This window comes from Bradyrhizobium sp. SRS-191 (genome assembly GCF_024586915.1).
Classification (GTDB): Bacteria; Pseudomonadota; Alphaproteobacteria; order Rhizobiales; family Xanthobacteraceae; genus Bradyrhizobium.
Genome location: NZ_JANBVS010000003.1, coordinates 101,510 through 118,925, shown reverse-complemented (window position 1 = coordinate 118,925; position 17,416 = coordinate 101,510). Strand labels below are relative to the sequence as shown.

Here is a 17,416-nt window from a genome sequence, read left to right as displayed (position 1 = left end):
GAGCGGCGGTTCCGCTGCTCTGGCGCGCGCCTGCGATCCCGGCTAAAGCAGCCCCCGGAAAAAGCAGCGAGACTTTGCAATGGCCGACTCGATCCAGGAAGTTCTGCACGCCTTCGCCAAGGGCGAGATGGTCGTCGTGACCGACGACGACGATCGCGAGGGCGAGGGCGATCTGATCGTTGCGGCCTCGCTGTGCACGCCCGACAAGATGGCGTTCATCATCCGCCACACCTCCGGCATCGTCTGCGCGCCGATCACGGCCGACGACGCGCGGCGGCTGCGGCTCGACCCGATGGTGGCCCATAACGATTCCAACCACACCACGGCCTTCACGGTCTCGATCGACTACAAGCCCGACGGCGGCACCGGGATCTCGGCGGAGGAGCGCGCCTCCTGCTGCCGTGCGCTCGCCAACCCCAACGCCGGCGCCAATGATTTCGCGCGCCCCGGCCATATCTTCCCGCTGATCGCGCGCGACGGCGGCGTGCTGCTGCGCTCGGGGCACACCGAGGCCGCCGTTGATCTCTGCAAGCTCTCGGGGCTGCCGCCGGTCGGCGTCATCTCGGAGTTGATGAATGACGACGGCACCGTGATGAAGGGCGAGCAGGTCGTCCGCTTCGCCGCGGCCCACAATCTCAAGCACGTCACGATCGCCGATTTGATCTCCTACCGGCAGGCGCGTGAGAAGCTCATCGAGCGCGTGTCGATGTTCACGACCGAGAGCCCGATCGGCCCGTTGCAGGGTTACGCCTATCGCTCACCGTTCGATCCGATCACCCACGCCGCCTTCGTCTACAACGGTATCGGCGACGGCAGGAACGTGCTGACGCGATTGCACAAGCCCAATATCGTGAAGGATCTGATTGCGGGTCCGCAGCGTATTCAAGCGGTGCTGCAGCACTTCAAGAAGGCCGGCCGCGGCGTGCTGATCTATCTGCGGGATGGCGCCGCCGGCGTGCCGGTCGAGCCCGTCACGGAGCCGCATACCGCGGAGGCCGATCGCCATCGCCAGTGGCGCGAGGTCGGCGTCGGTGCGCAGATCCTGCGCGATCTCGGCGTGACGTCGATCCGGAACCTGACCTCGTCAGTCCATGATTATAAGGGCCTGTCGGGTTTCGGCATCGAGATCGTCGCCAATGAGCGGCTTGAAGGCTGAACAGCCAGGATTTAACCTCAAGAGGCTGCGACCCGTGCGCAGCGAGACGCGAAAGGACCATTCATGAGCGCGCGCCCTCAGGCAAAGGACAAGCCGGCCCAGTCGAGCTTCCAGTGGGACGATCCCTTCCTGCTGGACGAGCAGCTGACCGAAGACGAGCGCATGGTGCGTGACACCGCGCGCGCCTATGCCCAGGACAAGCTGCTGCCGCGCGTGACCAAGGCCTATCTCGAGGAGAAGACCGACCGCGAGATCTTCAACGAGATGGGCGAACTCGGCCTGATCGGCATCACGCTCCCGGAAGAATATGGCTGCGCCAATGCGAGCTACGTCGCCTATGGCCTTGTCGCGCGCGAGATCGAGCGCGTCGATTCCGGCTATCGTTCGATGAACTCGGTTCAGTCCTCGCTGGTGATGTATCCGATCTACGCCTATGGCGACGAGAACCAGCGCAAGAAGTATCTGCCGAAGCTCGCCAGCGGCGAATGGGTCGGCTGCTTTGGCCTGACCGAGCCGGACGCCGGCTCCGATCCGGCGGGCATGAAGACCCGCGCGGAAAAGGTTGCCGACGGCTATCGCCTGACCGGCAGCAAGATGTGGATCTCTAATGCGCCGATCGCCGACGTGTTCGTGGTGTGGGCCAAGTCGGCCGCGCATGACAACCAGATCCGCGGCTTCATTCTCGAGAAGGGCATGAAGGGCCTGTCGGCGCCGAAGATCGGCGGCAAGCTGTCCTTGCGCGCCTCGATCACGGGAGAGGTCGTGATGGACGGCGTGGTGGTGCCGGAAGACGCGCTGCTGCCCAACGTGTCCGGCCTCAAGGGTCCGTTCGGCTGCCTCAACCGCGCCCGCTACGGCATCTCCTGGGGCGTGCTCGGCGCCGCCGAGGACTGCATGCATCGCGCCCGCCAGTACACCCTCGACCGCAAGCAGTTCGGCAAGCCGCTCGCGGCCACCCAGCTGGTGCAGAAGAAGCTTGCCGACATGGAGACCGAGATCGCGCTCGGCCTTCAGGCGTCGCTTCGCGTCGGCCGGCTGATGGACGAGGGCAAGATGGCGCCGGAGATGATCTCGATCGTCAAGCGCAACAATTGCGGCAAGTCGCTCGACATCGCCCGCCTCGCCCGCGACATGCACGGCGGCAACGGCATCTCGATCGAGTATCACGTGATGCGTCACGCCGCGAACCTCGAGACGGTCAATACCTATGAGGGCGCGCACGACGTTCACGCGCTGATCCTCGGCCGCGCCATCACCGGCATTCAGGCGTTTTTCTGATTGAGACGGAACGCTGTCGGACGTCGTCATGGCCGGGCTTGACCCGGCCATCCACGTCTTGAGCGGGGCACGAAGCGTGGATGCCCGGGTCAAGCCCGGGCATGACGGAGTAACCAAGCGACGAGCACGCCATGGCCGACAATGACGACGTCCCGTTCAACCGTAACTTCCCGCTTGCCGCGGGAGTCGTCGACGAGGTGCGTCCCGGCATCCGCCGCGTTCTCTGCAACAATCCGAGCCCGTTCACCTTCACCGGCACCGTCAGCTACATCGTGGGCACCGGCAACGTCGCGATCATCGATCCCGGCCCGGACAACGAGGCGCATGCGCAGGCGCTGCTGGACGCCGTCCGCGGTGAGACGGTGACGCATATCATCGTCACGCATACGCACCGGGATCACTCGCCGAACACCGGACGGCTGAAGGCGGCGACCGGCGCGACCGTCTATGCCGAGGGCCCGCATCGCGCGTCGCGCCCGCGCTACGAAAGCGAGAAGCACAGCCCGGAGTCCGGCGTCGATCGCGACTTCGCCCCCGACTTCACCGTGGCCGATGGCGATGTCATCGAAGGGCAGGGCTGGCAGCTCGAGGCGGTGGCAACGCCGGGCCACACCGCCAACCATCTCGCCTTCGCCTGGGGCGAGCGCAGCACCACCTTCGTCGGCGATCACGTGATGGGCTGGGCGACTTCCATCGTGGCGCCGCCCGACGGTTCGATGGTCGACTACATGGCCTCGCTGGAGCGGCTCGCGGGCCGTCCGGAGGAGCTGTATTTCTCAGGCCATGGGCCGGAGATTCCGGAGGGCCCGCGCTACACGCGTTTCCTGATGCGGCACCGCCAGGCCCGCGAGGCCTCGATCCTGCATCGCCTCGCCAAGGGCGAGACGGACATTCCGACCATGGTGCGGGCGATCTATATCGGCATCGATCCGCGGCTCACAACGGCCGCCGGCTATTCCGTGCTCGCGCATCTCGAAGATCTCGTCGCCCGCGGCATCGTCGCGACGGACGGCGATCCTGTGATCGGCGGAACGTATCGGCTCGTGTAGCGAATGGCGAATAGGGAGTAGCGAGTAGGGAAGGGGGAGCAGTGCAGTTCCACGTCATCCCTATTCGCTACTCCCTATTCGCCACTCGCCCCCTCACTTCTTCACCGTCTTCGCATTGCCCTTGGCCGCCACCGGCGGCGGCGTGACCTTCTTCACCGGCTTCTGCGCCTCGGCCTCGCCGGCGTTGGACAGGTCCTCGATCAGCTTGGTCACGCGCGCGGCGTTGCTGCCGAGGTCGGAATCGAAATAGCGCGAGGCGGAGCGGACATCGATGCGGGAGTCCTCGCCGTCGGGCTGGATGCGGATCGAGATGTCCTCGCGGAAGCCCATGATAGGCGTGCGCGCGACGGCCTCGATGCGGCCGACCCGGCGCGGCGGCTGCGGCGCGCGCTCGTCGACCACGAACCATTTGCGCCGGTTGACCAGCTTCAGCGCGATCGCATAGGCGCGATCGGGCGGCAGCTCGATCTGCACCGGTTCGATGTCCGGATAGAATTTCTGCTGCTGCTCGGCGGAATAGAGGCCGGCGTAGACGGCGGTGTTGGTGCCGTCGCCGTTGCGTAGCGCGGCGAGCGCCTCGAAGCGCGGCGGATCGATCGGGTCGGTGGTGATGTCGTAGATCTTCGGCAGCTTGCGGTATTGGAGCGCGAGATAGGCCGGGTAGGCCAGCACCACGGCGTCGATCATGAAGGCGAGCAGCACCCGGCTCATGCCGCGGCTGCCGTTGCGCCAGATGGCGACGAAGGCGGCGAGCCCGAGCAGGATCGACAGCATGGCTAGGCCCAGGGCGCCGAAGAACGTCGCCAAGGCCGGCTTCATCTCCAGGAAGTCGAAGCGCAGGATCAGGATCGAGACCAGCACGGCGACGACGGAGAACACCGCGAGGTTGCGGGTCCATGTCGCGAGGCTCGAGGTCGGCTCCGACAGATAGGGGGCGTGAAACCTGCGGGCCATCGTGTCAGGAACTGCCGGGTTGGACCGTCCCAGGCGACGGCCTTTGCATCTGTGAGACCATGGTGAGGATGCAAATTCAAGGCCTTTGCCAGCACCCCCAAGCTTCATGAGCAGCAGCCGGCAGCCTTCGCGCGAGCCAAGGGCACGATCGCTGCGGCGTGCAGGCCAACAACGCAAAACGGCCCCTCCAGGAGACGAGGGGCCGTTCCATCGCGACGTCTGGTGTCGACGGCTACGCCGCCGCGTTCGGGAAGCGATACGCCTTGAACTGCTCGCGCAGCGCGGTCTTCAGGATCTTGCCGGTCGCGGTGTGCGGGATGCCGTCGACGAAGGCGACGTCGTCGGGCATCCACCACTTCGCGATCTTGCCTTCCATGTATTTCAGGATGTCCTCGCGCGTCGTGGTCTGGCCCTGCTTGAGCTGCACGATCAGCAACGGCCGCTCGTCCCATTTCGGATGGTAGACGCCGATCACCGCCGCTTCCGCGACGGCGGGATGGCCCACGGCGAGGTTCTCCAGATCGATCGAGGAGATCCACTCGCCGCCGGACTTGATCACGTCCTTGGAGCGGTCGGTGATGCGCATGAAGCCATGGGGATCGACGGTGGCGACGTCGCCGGTGTCGAAGAAACCAGCGTCATCGAGAATGTTGGTCTCGACCTTGTAGTAGGCCTTCGACACCGCGGGGCCCGAGACCTTGAGCCGGCCGAAAGTCTTGCCATCCCACGGCAGCTTGGCGCCGGCATCGTCGGTGATCTTCATCTCGACGCCGAACGGCGGGAAGCCCTGTGTCTGCAGGATGTCGAGCTTGGCATCGCCAGAGGCGTCGAGGAACGGCGGCTTGAGAGTCGCGAGCGTGCCGATCGGGCTCATCTCGGTCATGCCCCAGGCGTGACGCACGCCGATGCCCATGTCGAGGAACGCCTGGATCATCGAGCGCGGCATCGCCGAGCCGCCGCACACCACCATCTTCAGATGCGGCAGGGTGAGCTTATGCGCCTGCATGTGCTGCAGCAGCATCAGCCATACCGTGGGCACGCCGGCGGTGTAGGTCACCTTCTCGGTGTCGAGCAGCTCATAGACCGAGGCGCCGTCGAGCTTCGGCCCGGGCATCACCAGCTTGGTGCCCATCGACGGCGCGGAGAATGCGATGCCCCAGCTGTTGGCATGGAACAGCGGAACCACCGGAAGCATTGTGTCTGCGGCTGAGGTGCCGAGCGAATCCCTGGAATTGGCCATCAACGCATGCAGCACGTTCGACCGATGCGAATACAGCACGCCCTTGGGATCACCCGTGGTGCCCGAGGTGTAGCACATCGCCGCTGCGGTGTTCTCGTCGAAGGTGCCCCACTTGAAATCGCCATCGGCCTCGCCGATCCACGATTCGTAGGCGACGGCGTTCTTCAGCGTCGTCTCCGGCATGTGCGCGGCGTCGGTGAGCACCACGTAGCGCTCGACGCTCGGCAGCTTGTCGGCGAGCTTCTCCAGCAGCGGCACGAAGGTCAGGTCGGCGATGACGATGCGGTCCTGGGCGTGATTGACGATCCAGGCGATCTGTTCCGGGAACAGGCGCGGATTGACCGTGTGACAGATCGCGCCGATTCCCATAATGCCGTACCACACTTCGAGATGGCGGCCGGTATTCCAGGCGATGGTGGCGACGCGGTCGCCGAGCTTGATGCCGTCGCGCGTCAGCTTCTGTGAAACCTTGAGCGCGCGGTCGTGGATTTGCCGATAGGTGGTGCGAACGATGGGGCCTTCGACCGAGCGCGTCACGACCTCCTGGGAGCCGTGGATCGTCGCTGCATGCTCGATGATCCGGTGGCAAAGCAGGGGCCAGTCTTGCATCAATCCAAGCATCAGGTCGTTCCTCCGGTGGTGTTCGCTTTAGGCAGCGAGGGTCTTTTGGTCCGTTTCGTGAATTTTAGCGCGCGCCGCAGCGCGCGCAAATGGCCTTGTGGGAGCCAAACCGTCGCGCCGGGCGCGATGGTTAGCGCTGCCGCCGCGACCATTGCATTGAGCTGGCTCATGGCCGCTCCGCCGGCTGCCGCGCGATCCCGGGACGGCGGCCAAGCGCAGACGCGCGCCGCCACCGAATCGGCCGTGCGGCGCGTCCCGATGGCTGCCGTGCCGCTGCCGCAGCCCCGGCCAGATACGGCGCCGCCGCGGGCCGGCGCCAAGGCCGCTGCGCCGGCTGATTCGGCCGACGGTGCCGGCAAACCGCCCAATGCTGAGAAGGAGGCTCGCGAGCCCGGAAAGGAGCCAGGCGAAGCCAATCGCGAGGCGAAGGCTCCGCCTGCGCCACAGCTTTCCGCCTGCCGGCAAGCTCTGACCGAGGAGATCGCGATCGCGCCGTCGATCCCCCCGATCAAGGGCCCCGGCGCCTGCGGCGGCGACGATCTGGTGCGGCTCGAGGCCGTGGTGCTGCCGGACAAGCGACGCGTGGCATTGACGCCGGCCGCGACCATGCGCTGCACGATGGCCACTGCCGTGGCGAACTGGGTCCGCAGCGATCTGGTCCCGCTCGCCGCCCGGCTGGGCAGTCCGATCGCTGCGCTCGACAATTACGATTCGTACCAATGCCGCGGCCGCAACAACATCGCCGGCGCGCAGATGTCGGAGCATGGCCGCGCCAATGCGCTCGACGTGCGCGGCTTCAAGCTCGCGGACGGGCGCATGATCGAGCTCACCGATCGCACCCAGCCGCGCGATCTGCGCGAGACGGTGCTGCATTCCGTGTGCACGTATTTCACGACCGTGCTGGGCCCCGATTCGGACTGGTATCACGAGGATCACATCCACCTCGATCTCGCCGAGCGCCGCAGCAACTACCGCATCTGCCAATGGGACGTGCTCGATCCCCTGCCGAAAGTCGCACCCTTGATGCCGGCGGTGCGGCCGGACGATGCGCCGCCGCGGGAGACGGCGGAGGCCGATGAGGCAGGGAAGGGCGAGAAGGCCGCGGCCCGGCCCGGATCATCCGGTGCGACGGAGGCGGAGAAGCCGAAGGCCGAGCCGGCCCCCAGCGATGCAGCCGAGGCTGACGAGACCGAACCGGCAGCGCCTGCACCTCCACCGCCAGCGGTGCACTCCAAGGGCAGCAAGAAGAAGCACAAGAGCCGATCCTGAGCGTGCGCATTCGGCTCGTCGACCGCCCGCGGGATCGCCAGACCGGCGGAGGGCGGCGCCTTCAGCAAAGCCCGAAAACAAAAAGGCGCCGGATGACCGGCGCCTTTGAAAAGGATGCTAAACGCGTTTCTCGGCTTTTGATCTCGTGTGCGGGCGAGGCTTACTGCATCGCCGCGTAGGTGCCGCCGCCCTGCAGGGCCATCTGCGGCTTGTAGGGCGAATCGCCCTTCTTCGGATCCAGCACGACGACGATGGTGCCGACCTTGACCCGGTTGTAGAGGTCGATCGCGTCCTCGTTGGTCAGGCGGATGCAGCCTGAGGAGATCGACGCGCCGATATATTCCGGCTGGTTGGTGCCGTGGATGCGGAACAGCGTGTCCTTGCCGTTGGCATAGAGATACATCGCGCGCGAGCCCATCGGATTGTCGGGGCCGGCTGCCACGAAGGTCGGCACGCCCAGGCGCTCGATCTCGCTCTTGGTCGGATGCCAGGCCGGCCATTCCGTCATGGCGCCGACCTTGGCGATGCCGGACCAGGCCATGGCCTCTTCGCCGACGGTGATGCCGTAACGGATCGCCTTGCCGCCATCGAGCACATAATAGAGGTAATGGGCGTCGGAATCGACGACGATGGAGCCCGCGGCTTCCTTGCGGTGATAGTCGACGATCGCGCGGCGGTACGGCTCGGCCACCGGGGTGTTGGTATAGCGGATCTTCGCGAGAAGTTCCTTGTCCTTCGGCTTGAAAGCCTGGGTGTTGGTCGCCTCATAGGTCGTGGCCTGCATGCAGCCCGACAACATCAGGCCGGCGGCCAGGAGTCCGAGTTTCACCTTCAGCGACATCTCACCACTTCCAATTGATAGCTGACGTTGCAATGCCGCGGCCGCACCACTGCATCGCGATTCCAGATGTCCCATTATCGTCAAAATCGATCTCGATTCCAGCCGATACACGCACAAGTCACGCTGCAGCGCCGTGATTGTTGCTTTTTTGTCGCAAGAATCCGGCCGGCCATCCACAGCTGTGCTCCGAATGGCACGGTCGCACCGTTCTACGCGTGCGTCGGCCCGATCGCAAAATGCCGATGGACCGTGCCGGCAAGCTGCGTCACAAGGCGGCAGCACCCCGCCGGTAAATCCGCCGAAAACCACGTCTCGCGATTCGGAGCTTCTCTATGTTCTCGGTGTTCGTCCCGTCGGAGTCCTCGCTCAAGAAGGCGGCCGTCACCGATCCCGCAGCCCTGCCGGAGAATGCGGTCTGGGTCGATCTCGTGAACCCGAGCAGCGCCGAGGATCGCGCCGTCGAACAGCTGGCCGGGATTGCGGTGCCGACGCGGGAGGACATGCAGGAGATCGAGATCTCCAGCCGGCTCTACATCGAGAACGGCGCCCGCTACATGACCGCGACGCTGATGTGCCACTCCGACACCGACATGCCCAGGACCACGGCCGTGACCTTCATCCTCGCCGGCCACCGCCTGGTGACGGTGCGCTACGACCAGCCGCGGCCGTTCGCGGTGGTGGAGGCCAAGCTCGCCCGCAGCTGCGCGCCCGGCATCACCGGCGAGATGGTGCTGATGGAGCTGCTCGACGCCGTGATCGATCGCTGCGCCGACATTCTCGAGCGGGTCGGTGCCGACATCGACCAGGTCAGCCACGAGATCTTCGAGCCCAACAACGAGCGGCACGGCCACGCCAAGCAGTATTCGCAGATCCTGATCGCGATCGGCCGCAAGGGAGATTTGACCTCGAAGGTGCGCGAAAGCCTCGTCTCGATCGGGCGGCTCGTCACCTTCCTCTCGGCCGTGGTCGAAGGCGTGAAGTGGTCGAAGGACATGCGCGAGCAGCTCAAGACCATGCAGCGCGATGTGGCCTCGCTGACTGATCACGCGTCCTATCTCGCCGGCAAGATCACCTTCGTGCTCGACGCGATGCTCGGCGTCGTCAATCTCGAGCAGAACAACATCATCAAGCTGTTCTCGGTCATGGCGGTCGTGCTGATGCCGCCCACCTTGATCGCGTCGATCTACGGCATGAACTTCAAGATGATGCCGGAGCTGGAATGGGCCCACGGCTATCCGATGGCGCTGGTGCTGATGCTGATCTGTGCGATCGTGCCGTACTACATCTTCAAGCTGAAGAAGTGGCTGTAGTGCAGCGGCCATCGCCGATTTCCTGGCGAGGCCGATTGTCGTCTCTCGTCTGCAAGATCGGCTGATCGGATACCGCACGACGCGCTGCTGGAGGCCTCGTTGGCGCCGTGTTGTTAGCAGCTCGGGACATGTTCGCTCATCGAAATCCCGGTCGCTGGTATGGCGCTATGCACTTCAGTCGACACAAGCGCGGCGCGGCAAGATATGCCGGGAAATAGTTGTTAGGTCCGCCGCAACGCGGCTGCAAAGGCGCCTCAATTCCTCAGGTAAAATTTGACGGGAACACTGAACGTTTGATCGAAACTTCTCTGCGATAAGTCAGCACGTAGGCATGACCGAAAACGAGCGCTTCGGCGCTTGGCATGCAAGGCGAAGCTGGAGGGTGCGTTGATCGCGCCCGGGGCGAAGAGGCGGCAATGGTTGAGAAACGCATAACGGCATCGAACAACGTGGTCGAGCTCGCCAGCTATCAGCGCGGCCGCGCCGGCACTGTCGTGGCCCATGCGCTGTCGCCCCGGACCTGCAGCTATTGCGGCGCAGAGCTGGAGGACGACGAGCGCGAGGACGATTGCTCCAGCGCGCTGAACGTCGAGACCGATCGTCTGCGCTGGCGCGCCGCGCAGATCCTCCGTGGCCTGGTGTGCGAAGGCTGAACCGGCGTTCTCGATCGTACGGACTTCGGTAAATCTGCCGGTCCGATCGTCCAACTTCCGCATGGGAAGAACTGCAGCGCCTCCTCGACGGAGGCGCTTTCAGTTTGTGGCACCCAACGATGTCGAGCCGATCTTTGCAGACGGCGTTAATCGCGCCTTGGCGTCATCAGCCCGGACTCGTTGACGACCGCAAGCTGGCGTGAACCAAGCCGGCGACGCGCGGGGCCCTTGGTCAGACGTGCTGGCCGCCGTTGATGTGGATCTCGGCACCGTTCACATAGGAGCTGGTCTCGGTGCACAGCACGTAGATGATCTTGGCGACCTCGTCGGGTGTGCCGAGCCGCTGCATCGGAATCTGCTCCTGCACGATCTTCTCGGTGCCGGGCGACAGGATCGAGGTGTCGATCTCGCCGGGGGCGATCGAGTTGACGCGCACGCCGACGCGGCCGAAATCCGAGGCCATCTCGCGGGTCAGCGCCGCGAGCGCGGCCTTGGACGTCGCGTAGGCCGCCCCCGCAAAGGGGTGCACGCGCGAGCCGGCGATCGAGGTCACGTTGACGACAGAGCCCTTGGCCGCCTTCAGCTCGTTGATCAGGCCGCGCGCCATCATGATCGGTGCGAAGAAGTTGACGCGGAAGACGTGATTCCAGGTGTCGAGATCGGTATCGACGGTGCCGAGCCGTGCGCCGCCCGATCCCTTCGGCGAGATCGCGGCGTTGTTGACCAGCGCATGCAGCTCGCCGCCGTCGATGCGCTGCTTGATTTCGGCGATCGCGCGCAGCGTATCCTGCGGATCGGAGAGATCGACCTGGACGTGGTCCTCGGGACCGGCTCCCCACGGGCATTCCTCCGGAAAGGGATGGCGCGAACAGGTGAGCACGCGCCAGCCTGCGGACGAGAAGCGGATCACCGTCGCGTGGCCGATGCCGCGGCTGGCGCCGGTCAGCAGCATCGTGCGCCGCGGCTGGTTGGAAGGGTTCGGCATAGGCTGGGTCTCTCACGATCCCTGAGGGATCAACTTACCACAATGGTTGCGTGTTCGCTGCGCTAATCCTGCGCATCGATGTCGAACGACGCGTTTGACGTTTGTTCGATGAGGCGTCGCGCCAGGCACAAGCCCGCTTACGGATACATCCTCACCTTCGCCCAAGGCTGACCGGCAGCCTCGCGCCGGAATTCGATGCGGTCGTGCAGGCGGAAGGGCCGGTCGTGCCAGAACTCCATGCGAACCGGCGTGACGCGCCAGCCGCTCCATCCCGGCGGCCGCGGCACCTCGCCGATGATGTATTGCGTGGCGACCTTGGCGATCGCCTGTTCGAAGGCGAAGCGGCTCTCGAGCGGCTGCGACTGTTTGCTCGCCCAGGCGCCGAGTTGCGCCTGCTTCGGCCGGCTGGCGAAATAGGCGTCGGCCTCCGCGTCGGTCACCGGCGTCACCAGGCCGCGGATGCGGACCTGGCGGCGCAGCGACTTCCAGTGAAACAGCAGCGCGGCCTTCGGATTGGCGGCGAGCTCCTGGCCCTTCTGGCTGGCCTTATGGCTGTAGAACACGAAGCCATCGGCGTCATAGCCCTTCATCAGCACCATGCGCACGTCCGGCAACCCGTCCGCATCGACCGTCGACAGCGCCATCGCATTCGGATCGTTCGGCTCGCTCTTGGTGGCCTCCGCGAACCACTCGGCAAACAGCGCAAACGGCTCGCCGGCCTGGGTAAAATCGGCCGATGTACCGGATGTTAAGGTTGTCTGGTGTTTGATGCTCGTGGGGTCGGTCATGTCTTTGGGGAGTCCGAGTTTTGCGTTCACCCGCGGCCAGGCGCGTGCGAGTTCATTCTGGTCCGGCCCTATATAGGGCATCGGTCCGGCTTGGCCTATCCGCGATCGGTCATGCCGGCACCGCTTTGACACTCATTCTAATCGGCTTGTCCGGCGGCGGCTGCAGCCTGTCGCGCCCCGAGTCGGCATTCGCCAAGATGGAGGATGCGGAGATCACCGGCACGATCAGCCCACCGCCCGAGCGCGAGCCGACCGAGGCCGATCTCGCCTTCGCCCGCAACGCCGCCTCGGACGTGCTGACCAAGGGCAGCAAGGATTCCAGCCAGCCCTGGCAGAATCCGCAGACCGGTGCCCGCGGCTCGGTGACGCCGATCGCCAAATCCTACACCGCTGACGGCGGCCGCACTTGCCGGGATTTCCTGGCGAGCTATGTCAACGGCAGGACCGAGCGGTGGCTGCAGGGCTCAGCCTGCCGGATCGAGCGGGGACGCTGGGACATCCAGACGCTCAAACCCTGGCAGCAAAGCTAGCGGGACCGCACCGGAACCCGTTGCAAAAATACAACGGACTCCCCAGATGAAATGCAAAGCGGGCGGGGAGCCCATAGGTTAGTATCTGACTTTCTGTAAGGAGACGTGACGGATGCGCGACCCCTATGAGGTCTTGGGGGTGCCGCGAAGCGCCAACGCTGCGGCCATCAAGAGCGCCTATCGCAAGCTCGCCAAGAAGCATCATCCCGACAGCAACAAGGATGACCCGAAGGCATCGGCCAGGTTTGCCGAGATCAATTCGGCCAACGAGATCCTGGGCGACGACGAGAAGCGGAAGCAGTTCGATCGCGGGGAGATCGATGCCGACGGCAAGCCGCGTTTCCAAGGCTTCCCCGGCGGCGGCGCCGGCCGGGCCGGTCCAGGCGGTGGCTTCGAAAACTATAGCTTCCGAAGTGGCGGCCCTGGTGGCGGCTTCGCGGGAGGCGGCGGCTTCGAGGACATTCTGAACAGCATGTTCGGCGGTGCCGCGCGCGGTGGGCGTGGCGGCGGCGGCCCGTTCGAGTTCGATACCGGCGGCGTCGGCGTCGACCTCGACCTCAAGGTCGCGATGTCGGTGTCGCTCGAGGAGTCCGTCAAGGGCGGCGAGAAGCGCGTGCGCCTGCCGTCAGGCAAGGAGCTCAACGTCAAGGTTCCCGCCGGCGTCACCGCCGGCCAGCAGATCCGGCTCAAGGGGCAGGGCGAGAGCGCGCCGGGGCACCGGCCCGGCGATCTCCTGATCACGATCCAGATCGCGCCGCATCCGTTCTTCAAGGTCGAGGGCAGCGACGTCAGGCTCGATCTGCCGATCACGCTGTATGAAGCCGTGCTCGGTGCCAAGGTGCGCGCGCCGACGCTCGGCAGCGCGGTCGAGCTGTCGATCCCGAAGAACACCTCCAGCGGCCGGACCTTCCGGCTGAAGGGCAAGGGCCTGCCGAAGAGCGACGGCTCGGCGGGCGATCTGTTCGTCACGACCAAGATCGTGCTGCCGGACGGCAACGACGCCGAGCTGGAAGCGCTGATGACCAAGTGGCGCGACAAGCATCCCTACAATCCGCGCAGCAATCTTTCGTAACACAGCCGGCGAAGCTCGCGGGCTCGCCGGACAGCATGCGTGTTGACGGTCGGTCGTGGCGCCTACCGTGGCCTTCATCGTCCTTCGAGACGCCCGCCTCCGGCGGGCTCCTCAGGACGAGGTCGGAATTCTGGGTGAAAATTTTACCCCTCATGGTGAGGAGCGCCGCGCGCGGCGCGTCTCGAACCATGAGGCCTCGAACGATGCGCCCACATCCGTGGGCGGACCCTCGCGGGGCCACAGATATCGGCGTGCTGAAGGGAGAAAAAAGTGCGGCCTCGAAAGGGGGACCAGCGCGGTACAAAACCCCGATCGAGGCCGCTTCCGTGTCGATCGGCGGATCGAACACTCCTCATTTTTTCGTGAAGTTTCGGAGCGATATTGAGACGCGTCCGTGCCCTGATTCCAGATTTTCGGTGACGGAATTGCGGCGTCGACCTGGGCGTGTCCTCCGCCCAGGAGATGTGAAGATGGCGCCCCTCAGGCTATCGTTTGCAGCTCTGCCGCAAATGCTTCTGATGATGCCGGAAATCCCGACGAGGTCGGCGTCAGCGGAGTCCCGGCGACACCAGACCGCTAGCCGCCCACACGTTCGGACTGGTCATAAACAAGGCGTGCAACCTGAGTGAGACGTGTCCGGTCGCTGCCGCCGCTGACGACGTAGCTGACCCCGCGCTCCGCCCAGGACAGCGCGGAGGTATTGCCCTGCGCCGTGTAGCGCATCTGCGCCGCCTCGATCCCGACCTTGGTCGCATACACCGTAAAGCGCTCGCCGGAGGCGCTCTCGTACATCAGGAAGGAGGCGGGGCCGGTCGGGCCCGGCAGCAGCCGGCCACCGACGAGCTTCAGCCCGGTGGCTTCCAACTCGGGGGCCTGCACGGTGCGGCCGCAGCGCTTCGTCAGCCATTGCTGCAGATGCGCCTTCTCGTCGCCGGGAACCTCGACCGGATGGCGCACCTCGACGACGTAGAGCCGGTGTGCGTCGAGCGCCTCCCCGGCCAGGTTCTGCAGCAGGGCGGGAGAGGTGGCCGCGCCATGCGCGACCCAGCCGACGGCGCCGCCGACCGCAAAGGCGACGATGCTCGCGGCGACGGCGCCGATGATCCAGCGCCGCGGACGGTGATCCAGGCGATCCAGATCGAGGCGTCGCGGCACAGGCTCGTTGATGACCGCATCGTAGCGGGCATGCAGGGCCGCCGTCATGCTGCGCCAAGATTCCACCCGTTCGGCATCCGCCGGATGCGCTGCAAGCCAGCGCTCGACATCGCTGCGGCGCTCCGCCGGCAGCTCGTTGTCGACATAGGCGTGCAGTTCGTCCTCGGTGACGGGAATGGTCGGCTCGGTCATCATCTTGATCTCGTTGCAGTCGAGCGGCCGCCCCGATGGGCGGCCGTAACGGCCCTGGTCAGGCGACCGCGGTCACGCGGCTTTTGTGCGGATGATCGCAGGTTCATTTCACCCTCCGCAGCGCCGGCCGCTCACCTTCGAGCACCGCCCGGACATGAGCACGGGCGCGGGCAAGGCGCGACATCACGGTGCCGATCGGGACGCCCTGGATGTCGGCGACCTCGCGGTAGCTCATGCCCTCGAGCACCACGAGCAGCAGCACGGCGCGCTGCTCCTCCACCAGGGTCGCGAGCGCGCGCTCGATGTCGCGGCCCTCGGCCTCGGTGCCGCTGGCGTCGGGATTGTCGTCCTGCAGCGGCATGAAATGCGGCCGCCGCGCCAGCGACCGGCGGCGGTTCTTGTTCAGGTTGGTGAGGATCGTATACAGCCAGCTGCGCAGATCCCCACCCAGGAACAGCCGCTCGGAGCGCAGTGCCCGCACCAGGGTATCCTGGACGAGGTCGTCGGCCGCATCCATGTCGCGCGCCAGGGCCCTTGCATAGCGGCGCAATGCCGGGATCATGGCCTCGACGCTCTGGCGAAACGCGCTCATGGGGTGTCCGGCGGCCGTCCAACCTTGTGACAGCGACGCGGGCCGCAACCGCGCCTTGCAACGATCATAACCCCGCGATGACAGGCCTATTCCGGCCCGGCAAGTCCTGCCCGGACTTTGCCACAGAGCGGGTGGAATGGGGCTGTACCGGGCCAGACCGGTGGTGTACGTCCACTTCTTAATAATCAGTTCGATGGGAAGCCGCATGGCGCAGATTTCAGGTTTGATGCAGGGCAAGCGCGGGGTCGTTCTCGGCGTGGCCAACAACCGCTCGATCGCCTGGGGCATCGCCAAGGCCGCGCGCGCCGCGGGAGCCGAGATCGCGCTGACCTATCAGGGCGACGCGCTGAAGAAGCGGGTCGAGCCCTTGGCCGCCGAGCTCGGCGGCCTCGTGCTCGGCCATTGTGACGTCACCGATCCCTCGACCATCGACGCCGTATTCGACGTGCTGAAGGAGAAGTGGGGCAAGATCGATTTCGTCGTCCACGCCATCGCCTTCTCCGACAAGGACCAGCTCGACGGCCGCTACATCGAGACCACGCAGGACAATTTCTCCAAGAGCATGCTGATCAGCTGCTACTCGCTGACTGCGATCGCGCAGCGCGCCGAGAAGCTGATGACCGACGGCGGCTCGATCATCACGCTCACCTATTACGGCGCCGAGAAGTGGATGCCGCACTACAACGTGATGGGGGTCGCCAAGGCCGCGCTGGAAGCCAGCGTGCGCTATCTCGCCGCCGATCTCGGCGAGAAGAACATCCGCGTTAACGCGATCTCGGCCGGTCCCATCAAGACGCTGGCCGCGTCGGGCATCGGCGACTTCCGCTATATCCTGAAGTGGAACGAGTACAACGCGCCGCTGCGCCGGACCGTGACGATCGACGAAGTCGGCGATAGCGCGCTGTATCTCTTGTCCGACATGTCGCGCGGCGTGACCGGCGAGGTGCATCACGTCGATTCCGGCTATCATGTCGTCGGCATGAAGCGGCCGGAGGCGCCGGACATCTCGCTCAGCAACTCCGTCGGCGCCAAGGAATAGCCAAAGAATAGCTGATCGCCTGCAATGCCCCGGCCCACGATCTACTACATCCGCCACGGCGAGACGGAATGGAATGCGCTCGGCCGGCTGCAGGGCACGCAGGACATCCCGCTGAACGCGCTCGGCCGCGTCCAGGCGGTGCAGGCCGGCAACATCCTCAGCGAGCTGGTCGCGCGCAACGGCGATGACGCGGCGCGCTTGCCGTATGTCGCAAGCCCGCTGATCCGCGCCCGCGCGACCATGGAGCTGGTGCGCGAGACCTTGAAGCTGCCGGTGGCGGACTACGGCCTCGACGCGCGGCTGCGCGAGATCGGCTATGGCAAATGGGAGGGCGCGACCCTGCCGGAGATGCAGGCTGCCGACCCGGTCTTCTATGCCAAGCGACTGACCGAGAAATGGACCCTGGCGCCGGAAGGCGGCGAGACCTATGCCGATGTCGAGCGCCGGGTCCGCGACTGGTATGATGGGCTGACAGGCGATACCGTCGCGGTCGCCCATGGCGGCACCGCGCGGGCGCTGATGGTCGCGCTCGGCTTCGAAACGCCGACCCGCGCCGTCGACCTGCCGATCCAGCAGGGCGCGGTGTATGTGTTCGGCGAGAACGGGTTCGAGAAGTTCGGTTAGTTTCATGCCTGTCGTTCCGGGGCGCCTCGTGAGAGGCGAACCCGGAATCTCGAGGTTCCGGGTCTGGT

Annotated in this window: 18 protein-coding genes; 10 read left to right on the top strand and 8 right to left on the bottom strand. The window is 65.6% G+C overall.

Translation table 11 applies throughout. The features are described 5' to 3' along the window. Window positions 1–79 precede the first annotated feature (79 nt). From ribB to NLR35_RS07300, 3 genes are all read left to right on the top strand, one after another. A complete protein-coding gene (gene ribB, locus NLR35_RS07310; RefSeq protein WP_006609422.1) occupies window positions 80–1,156 on the top strand; it encodes a 3,4-dihydroxy-2-butanone-4-phosphate synthase in 1,077 nt (358 codons plus the stop codon). 63 nt (window positions 1,157–1,219) lie between these two features. Then, complete coding sequence (locus NLR35_RS07305) at window positions 1,220–2,434, top strand: acyl-CoA dehydrogenase (RefSeq protein ID WP_257165872.1); 1,215 nt, start codon at window positions 1,220–1,222, stop codon at window positions 2,432–2,434. Between the two features lie 131 nt (window positions 2,435–2,565). Next, complete coding sequence (locus NLR35_RS07300; RefSeq protein WP_257165871.1) at window positions 2,566–3,483, top strand: MBL fold metallo-hydrolase; 918 nt, start codon at window positions 2,566–2,568, stop codon at window positions 3,481–3,483. Between the two features lie 93 nt (window positions 3,484–3,576). Here NLR35_RS07300 and NLR35_RS07295 read toward each other — a convergent pair whose 3' ends face one another. From NLR35_RS07295 to NLR35_RS07285, 3 genes are all read right to left on the bottom strand, one after another. Then, the gene (locus tag NLR35_RS07295; RefSeq protein ID WP_257165870.1) at window positions 3,577–4,437 is read right to left on the bottom strand and encodes a DUF1499 domain-containing protein; all 861 of its coding nucleotides are present in this window, start codon (window positions 4,435–4,437) and stop codon (window positions 3,577–3,579) included. Between the two features lie 232 nt (window positions 4,438–4,669). Next, window positions 4,670–6,298 (bottom strand): fatty-acid--CoA ligase, encoded by a 1,629-nt coding sequence (locus NLR35_RS07290; protein WP_257165869.1) that lies wholly within the window; start codon window positions 6,296–6,298, stop codon window positions 4,670–4,672. Then, window positions 6,298–6,468 carry a hypothetical protein gene (locus NLR35_RS07285; RefSeq protein ID WP_257166173.1) on the bottom strand — a complete coding sequence of 57 codons (171 nt, stop codon included), beginning with the start codon at window positions 6,466–6,468 and terminating at the stop codon, window positions 6,298–6,300. Before NLR35_RS07285 ends, NLR35_RS07290 begins: the two co-directional genes overlap by 1 nt. Between NLR35_RS07285 and NLR35_RS07280 the strand changes: the two genes are divergently transcribed. Beyond that, complete coding sequence (locus tag NLR35_RS07280) at window positions 6,425–7,567, top strand: extensin family protein (protein ID WP_257165868.1); 1,143 nt, start codon at window positions 6,425–6,427, stop codon at window positions 7,565–7,567. The genes NLR35_RS07285 and NLR35_RS07280 overlap by 44 nt on opposite strands. 160 nt (window positions 7,568–7,727) lie before the next feature. Here the strand turns inward: NLR35_RS07280 and NLR35_RS07275 are convergent, their stop codons facing one another. After that, entirely contained in the window at window positions 7,728–8,408 is a 681-nt protein-coding gene (locus NLR35_RS07275; RefSeq protein ID WP_257165867.1) for a L,D-transpeptidase, read from the bottom strand. 332 nt (window positions 8,409–8,740) lie between these two features. On the opposite strand from NLR35_RS07275, the gene NLR35_RS07270 reads away from it, so the two are divergent. Both NLR35_RS07270 and NLR35_RS07265 read left to right on the top strand, forming a co-directional pair. Next, entirely contained in the window at window positions 8,741–9,718 is a 978-nt protein-coding gene (locus NLR35_RS07270) for a magnesium transporter CorA family protein (RefSeq protein ID WP_257165866.1), read from the top strand. Window positions 9,719–10,134: 416 nt separating this feature from the next. Further along, window positions 10,135–10,371 (top strand): hypothetical protein, encoded by a 237-nt coding sequence (locus tag NLR35_RS07265; protein ID WP_257165865.1) that lies wholly within the window; start codon window positions 10,135–10,137, stop codon window positions 10,369–10,371. Between the two features lie 232 nt (window positions 10,372–10,603). Here the strand turns inward: NLR35_RS07265 and NLR35_RS07260 are convergent, their stop codons facing one another. Together NLR35_RS07260 and pdxH are read right to left on the bottom strand one after the other, a co-directional pair. Beyond that, window positions 10,604–11,356: an SDR family NAD(P)-dependent oxidoreductase gene (locus NLR35_RS07260; RefSeq protein WP_257165864.1), complete on the bottom strand. Its 753-nt coding sequence runs from the start codon at window positions 11,354–11,356 to the stop codon at window positions 10,604–10,606. 137 nt (window positions 11,357–11,493) lie between these two features. Continuing rightward, complete coding sequence (gene pdxH / locus NLR35_RS07255) at window positions 11,494–12,144, bottom strand: pyridoxamine 5'-phosphate oxidase (RefSeq protein WP_257165863.1); 651 nt, start codon at window positions 12,142–12,144, stop codon at window positions 11,494–11,496. Window positions 12,145–12,269: 125 nt separating this feature from the next. Between pdxH and NLR35_RS07250 the strand changes: the two genes are divergently transcribed. Together NLR35_RS07250 and NLR35_RS07245 are read left to right on the top strand one after the other, a co-directional pair. After that, window positions 12,270–12,674 carry an RT0821/Lpp0805 family surface protein gene (locus NLR35_RS07250; protein ID WP_306577292.1) on the top strand — a complete coding sequence of 135 codons (405 nt, stop codon included), beginning with the start codon at window positions 12,270–12,272 and terminating at the stop codon, window positions 12,672–12,674. 112 nt (window positions 12,675–12,786) lie between these two features. Further along, the gene (locus tag NLR35_RS07245) at window positions 12,787–13,746 is read left to right on the top strand and encodes a J domain-containing protein (RefSeq protein WP_257165862.1); all 960 of its coding nucleotides are present in this window, start codon (window positions 12,787–12,789) and stop codon (window positions 13,744–13,746) included. A gap of 576 nt (window positions 13,747–14,322) precedes the next feature. On the opposite strand, the gene NLR35_RS07240 is transcribed toward NLR35_RS07245, so the two are convergent. Beyond that, a complete protein-coding gene (locus NLR35_RS07240; RefSeq protein ID WP_257165861.1) occupies window positions 14,323–15,096 on the bottom strand; it encodes an anti-sigma factor in 774 nt (257 codons plus the stop codon). Window positions 15,097–15,196: 100 nt separating this feature from the next. Next, a complete protein-coding gene (locus tag NLR35_RS07235; protein ID WP_008964497.1) occupies window positions 15,197–15,685 on the bottom strand; it encodes a sigma-70 family RNA polymerase sigma factor in 489 nt (162 codons plus the stop codon). Between the two features lie 205 nt (window positions 15,686–15,890). On the opposite strand from NLR35_RS07235, the gene fabI reads away from it, so the two are divergent. After that, window positions 15,891–16,724, top strand: a complete 834-nt coding sequence (gene fabI / locus NLR35_RS07230) for an enoyl-ACP reductase FabI (protein ID WP_257165860.1) — start codon at window positions 15,891–15,893, stop codon at window positions 16,722–16,724. A gap of 24 nt (window positions 16,725–16,748) precedes the next feature. Continuing rightward, window positions 16,749–17,348, top strand: a complete 600-nt coding sequence (locus NLR35_RS07225) for a histidine phosphatase family protein (protein WP_257165859.1) — start codon at window positions 16,749–16,751, stop codon at window positions 17,346–17,348. Window positions 17,349–17,416 lie beyond the last annotated feature (68 nt).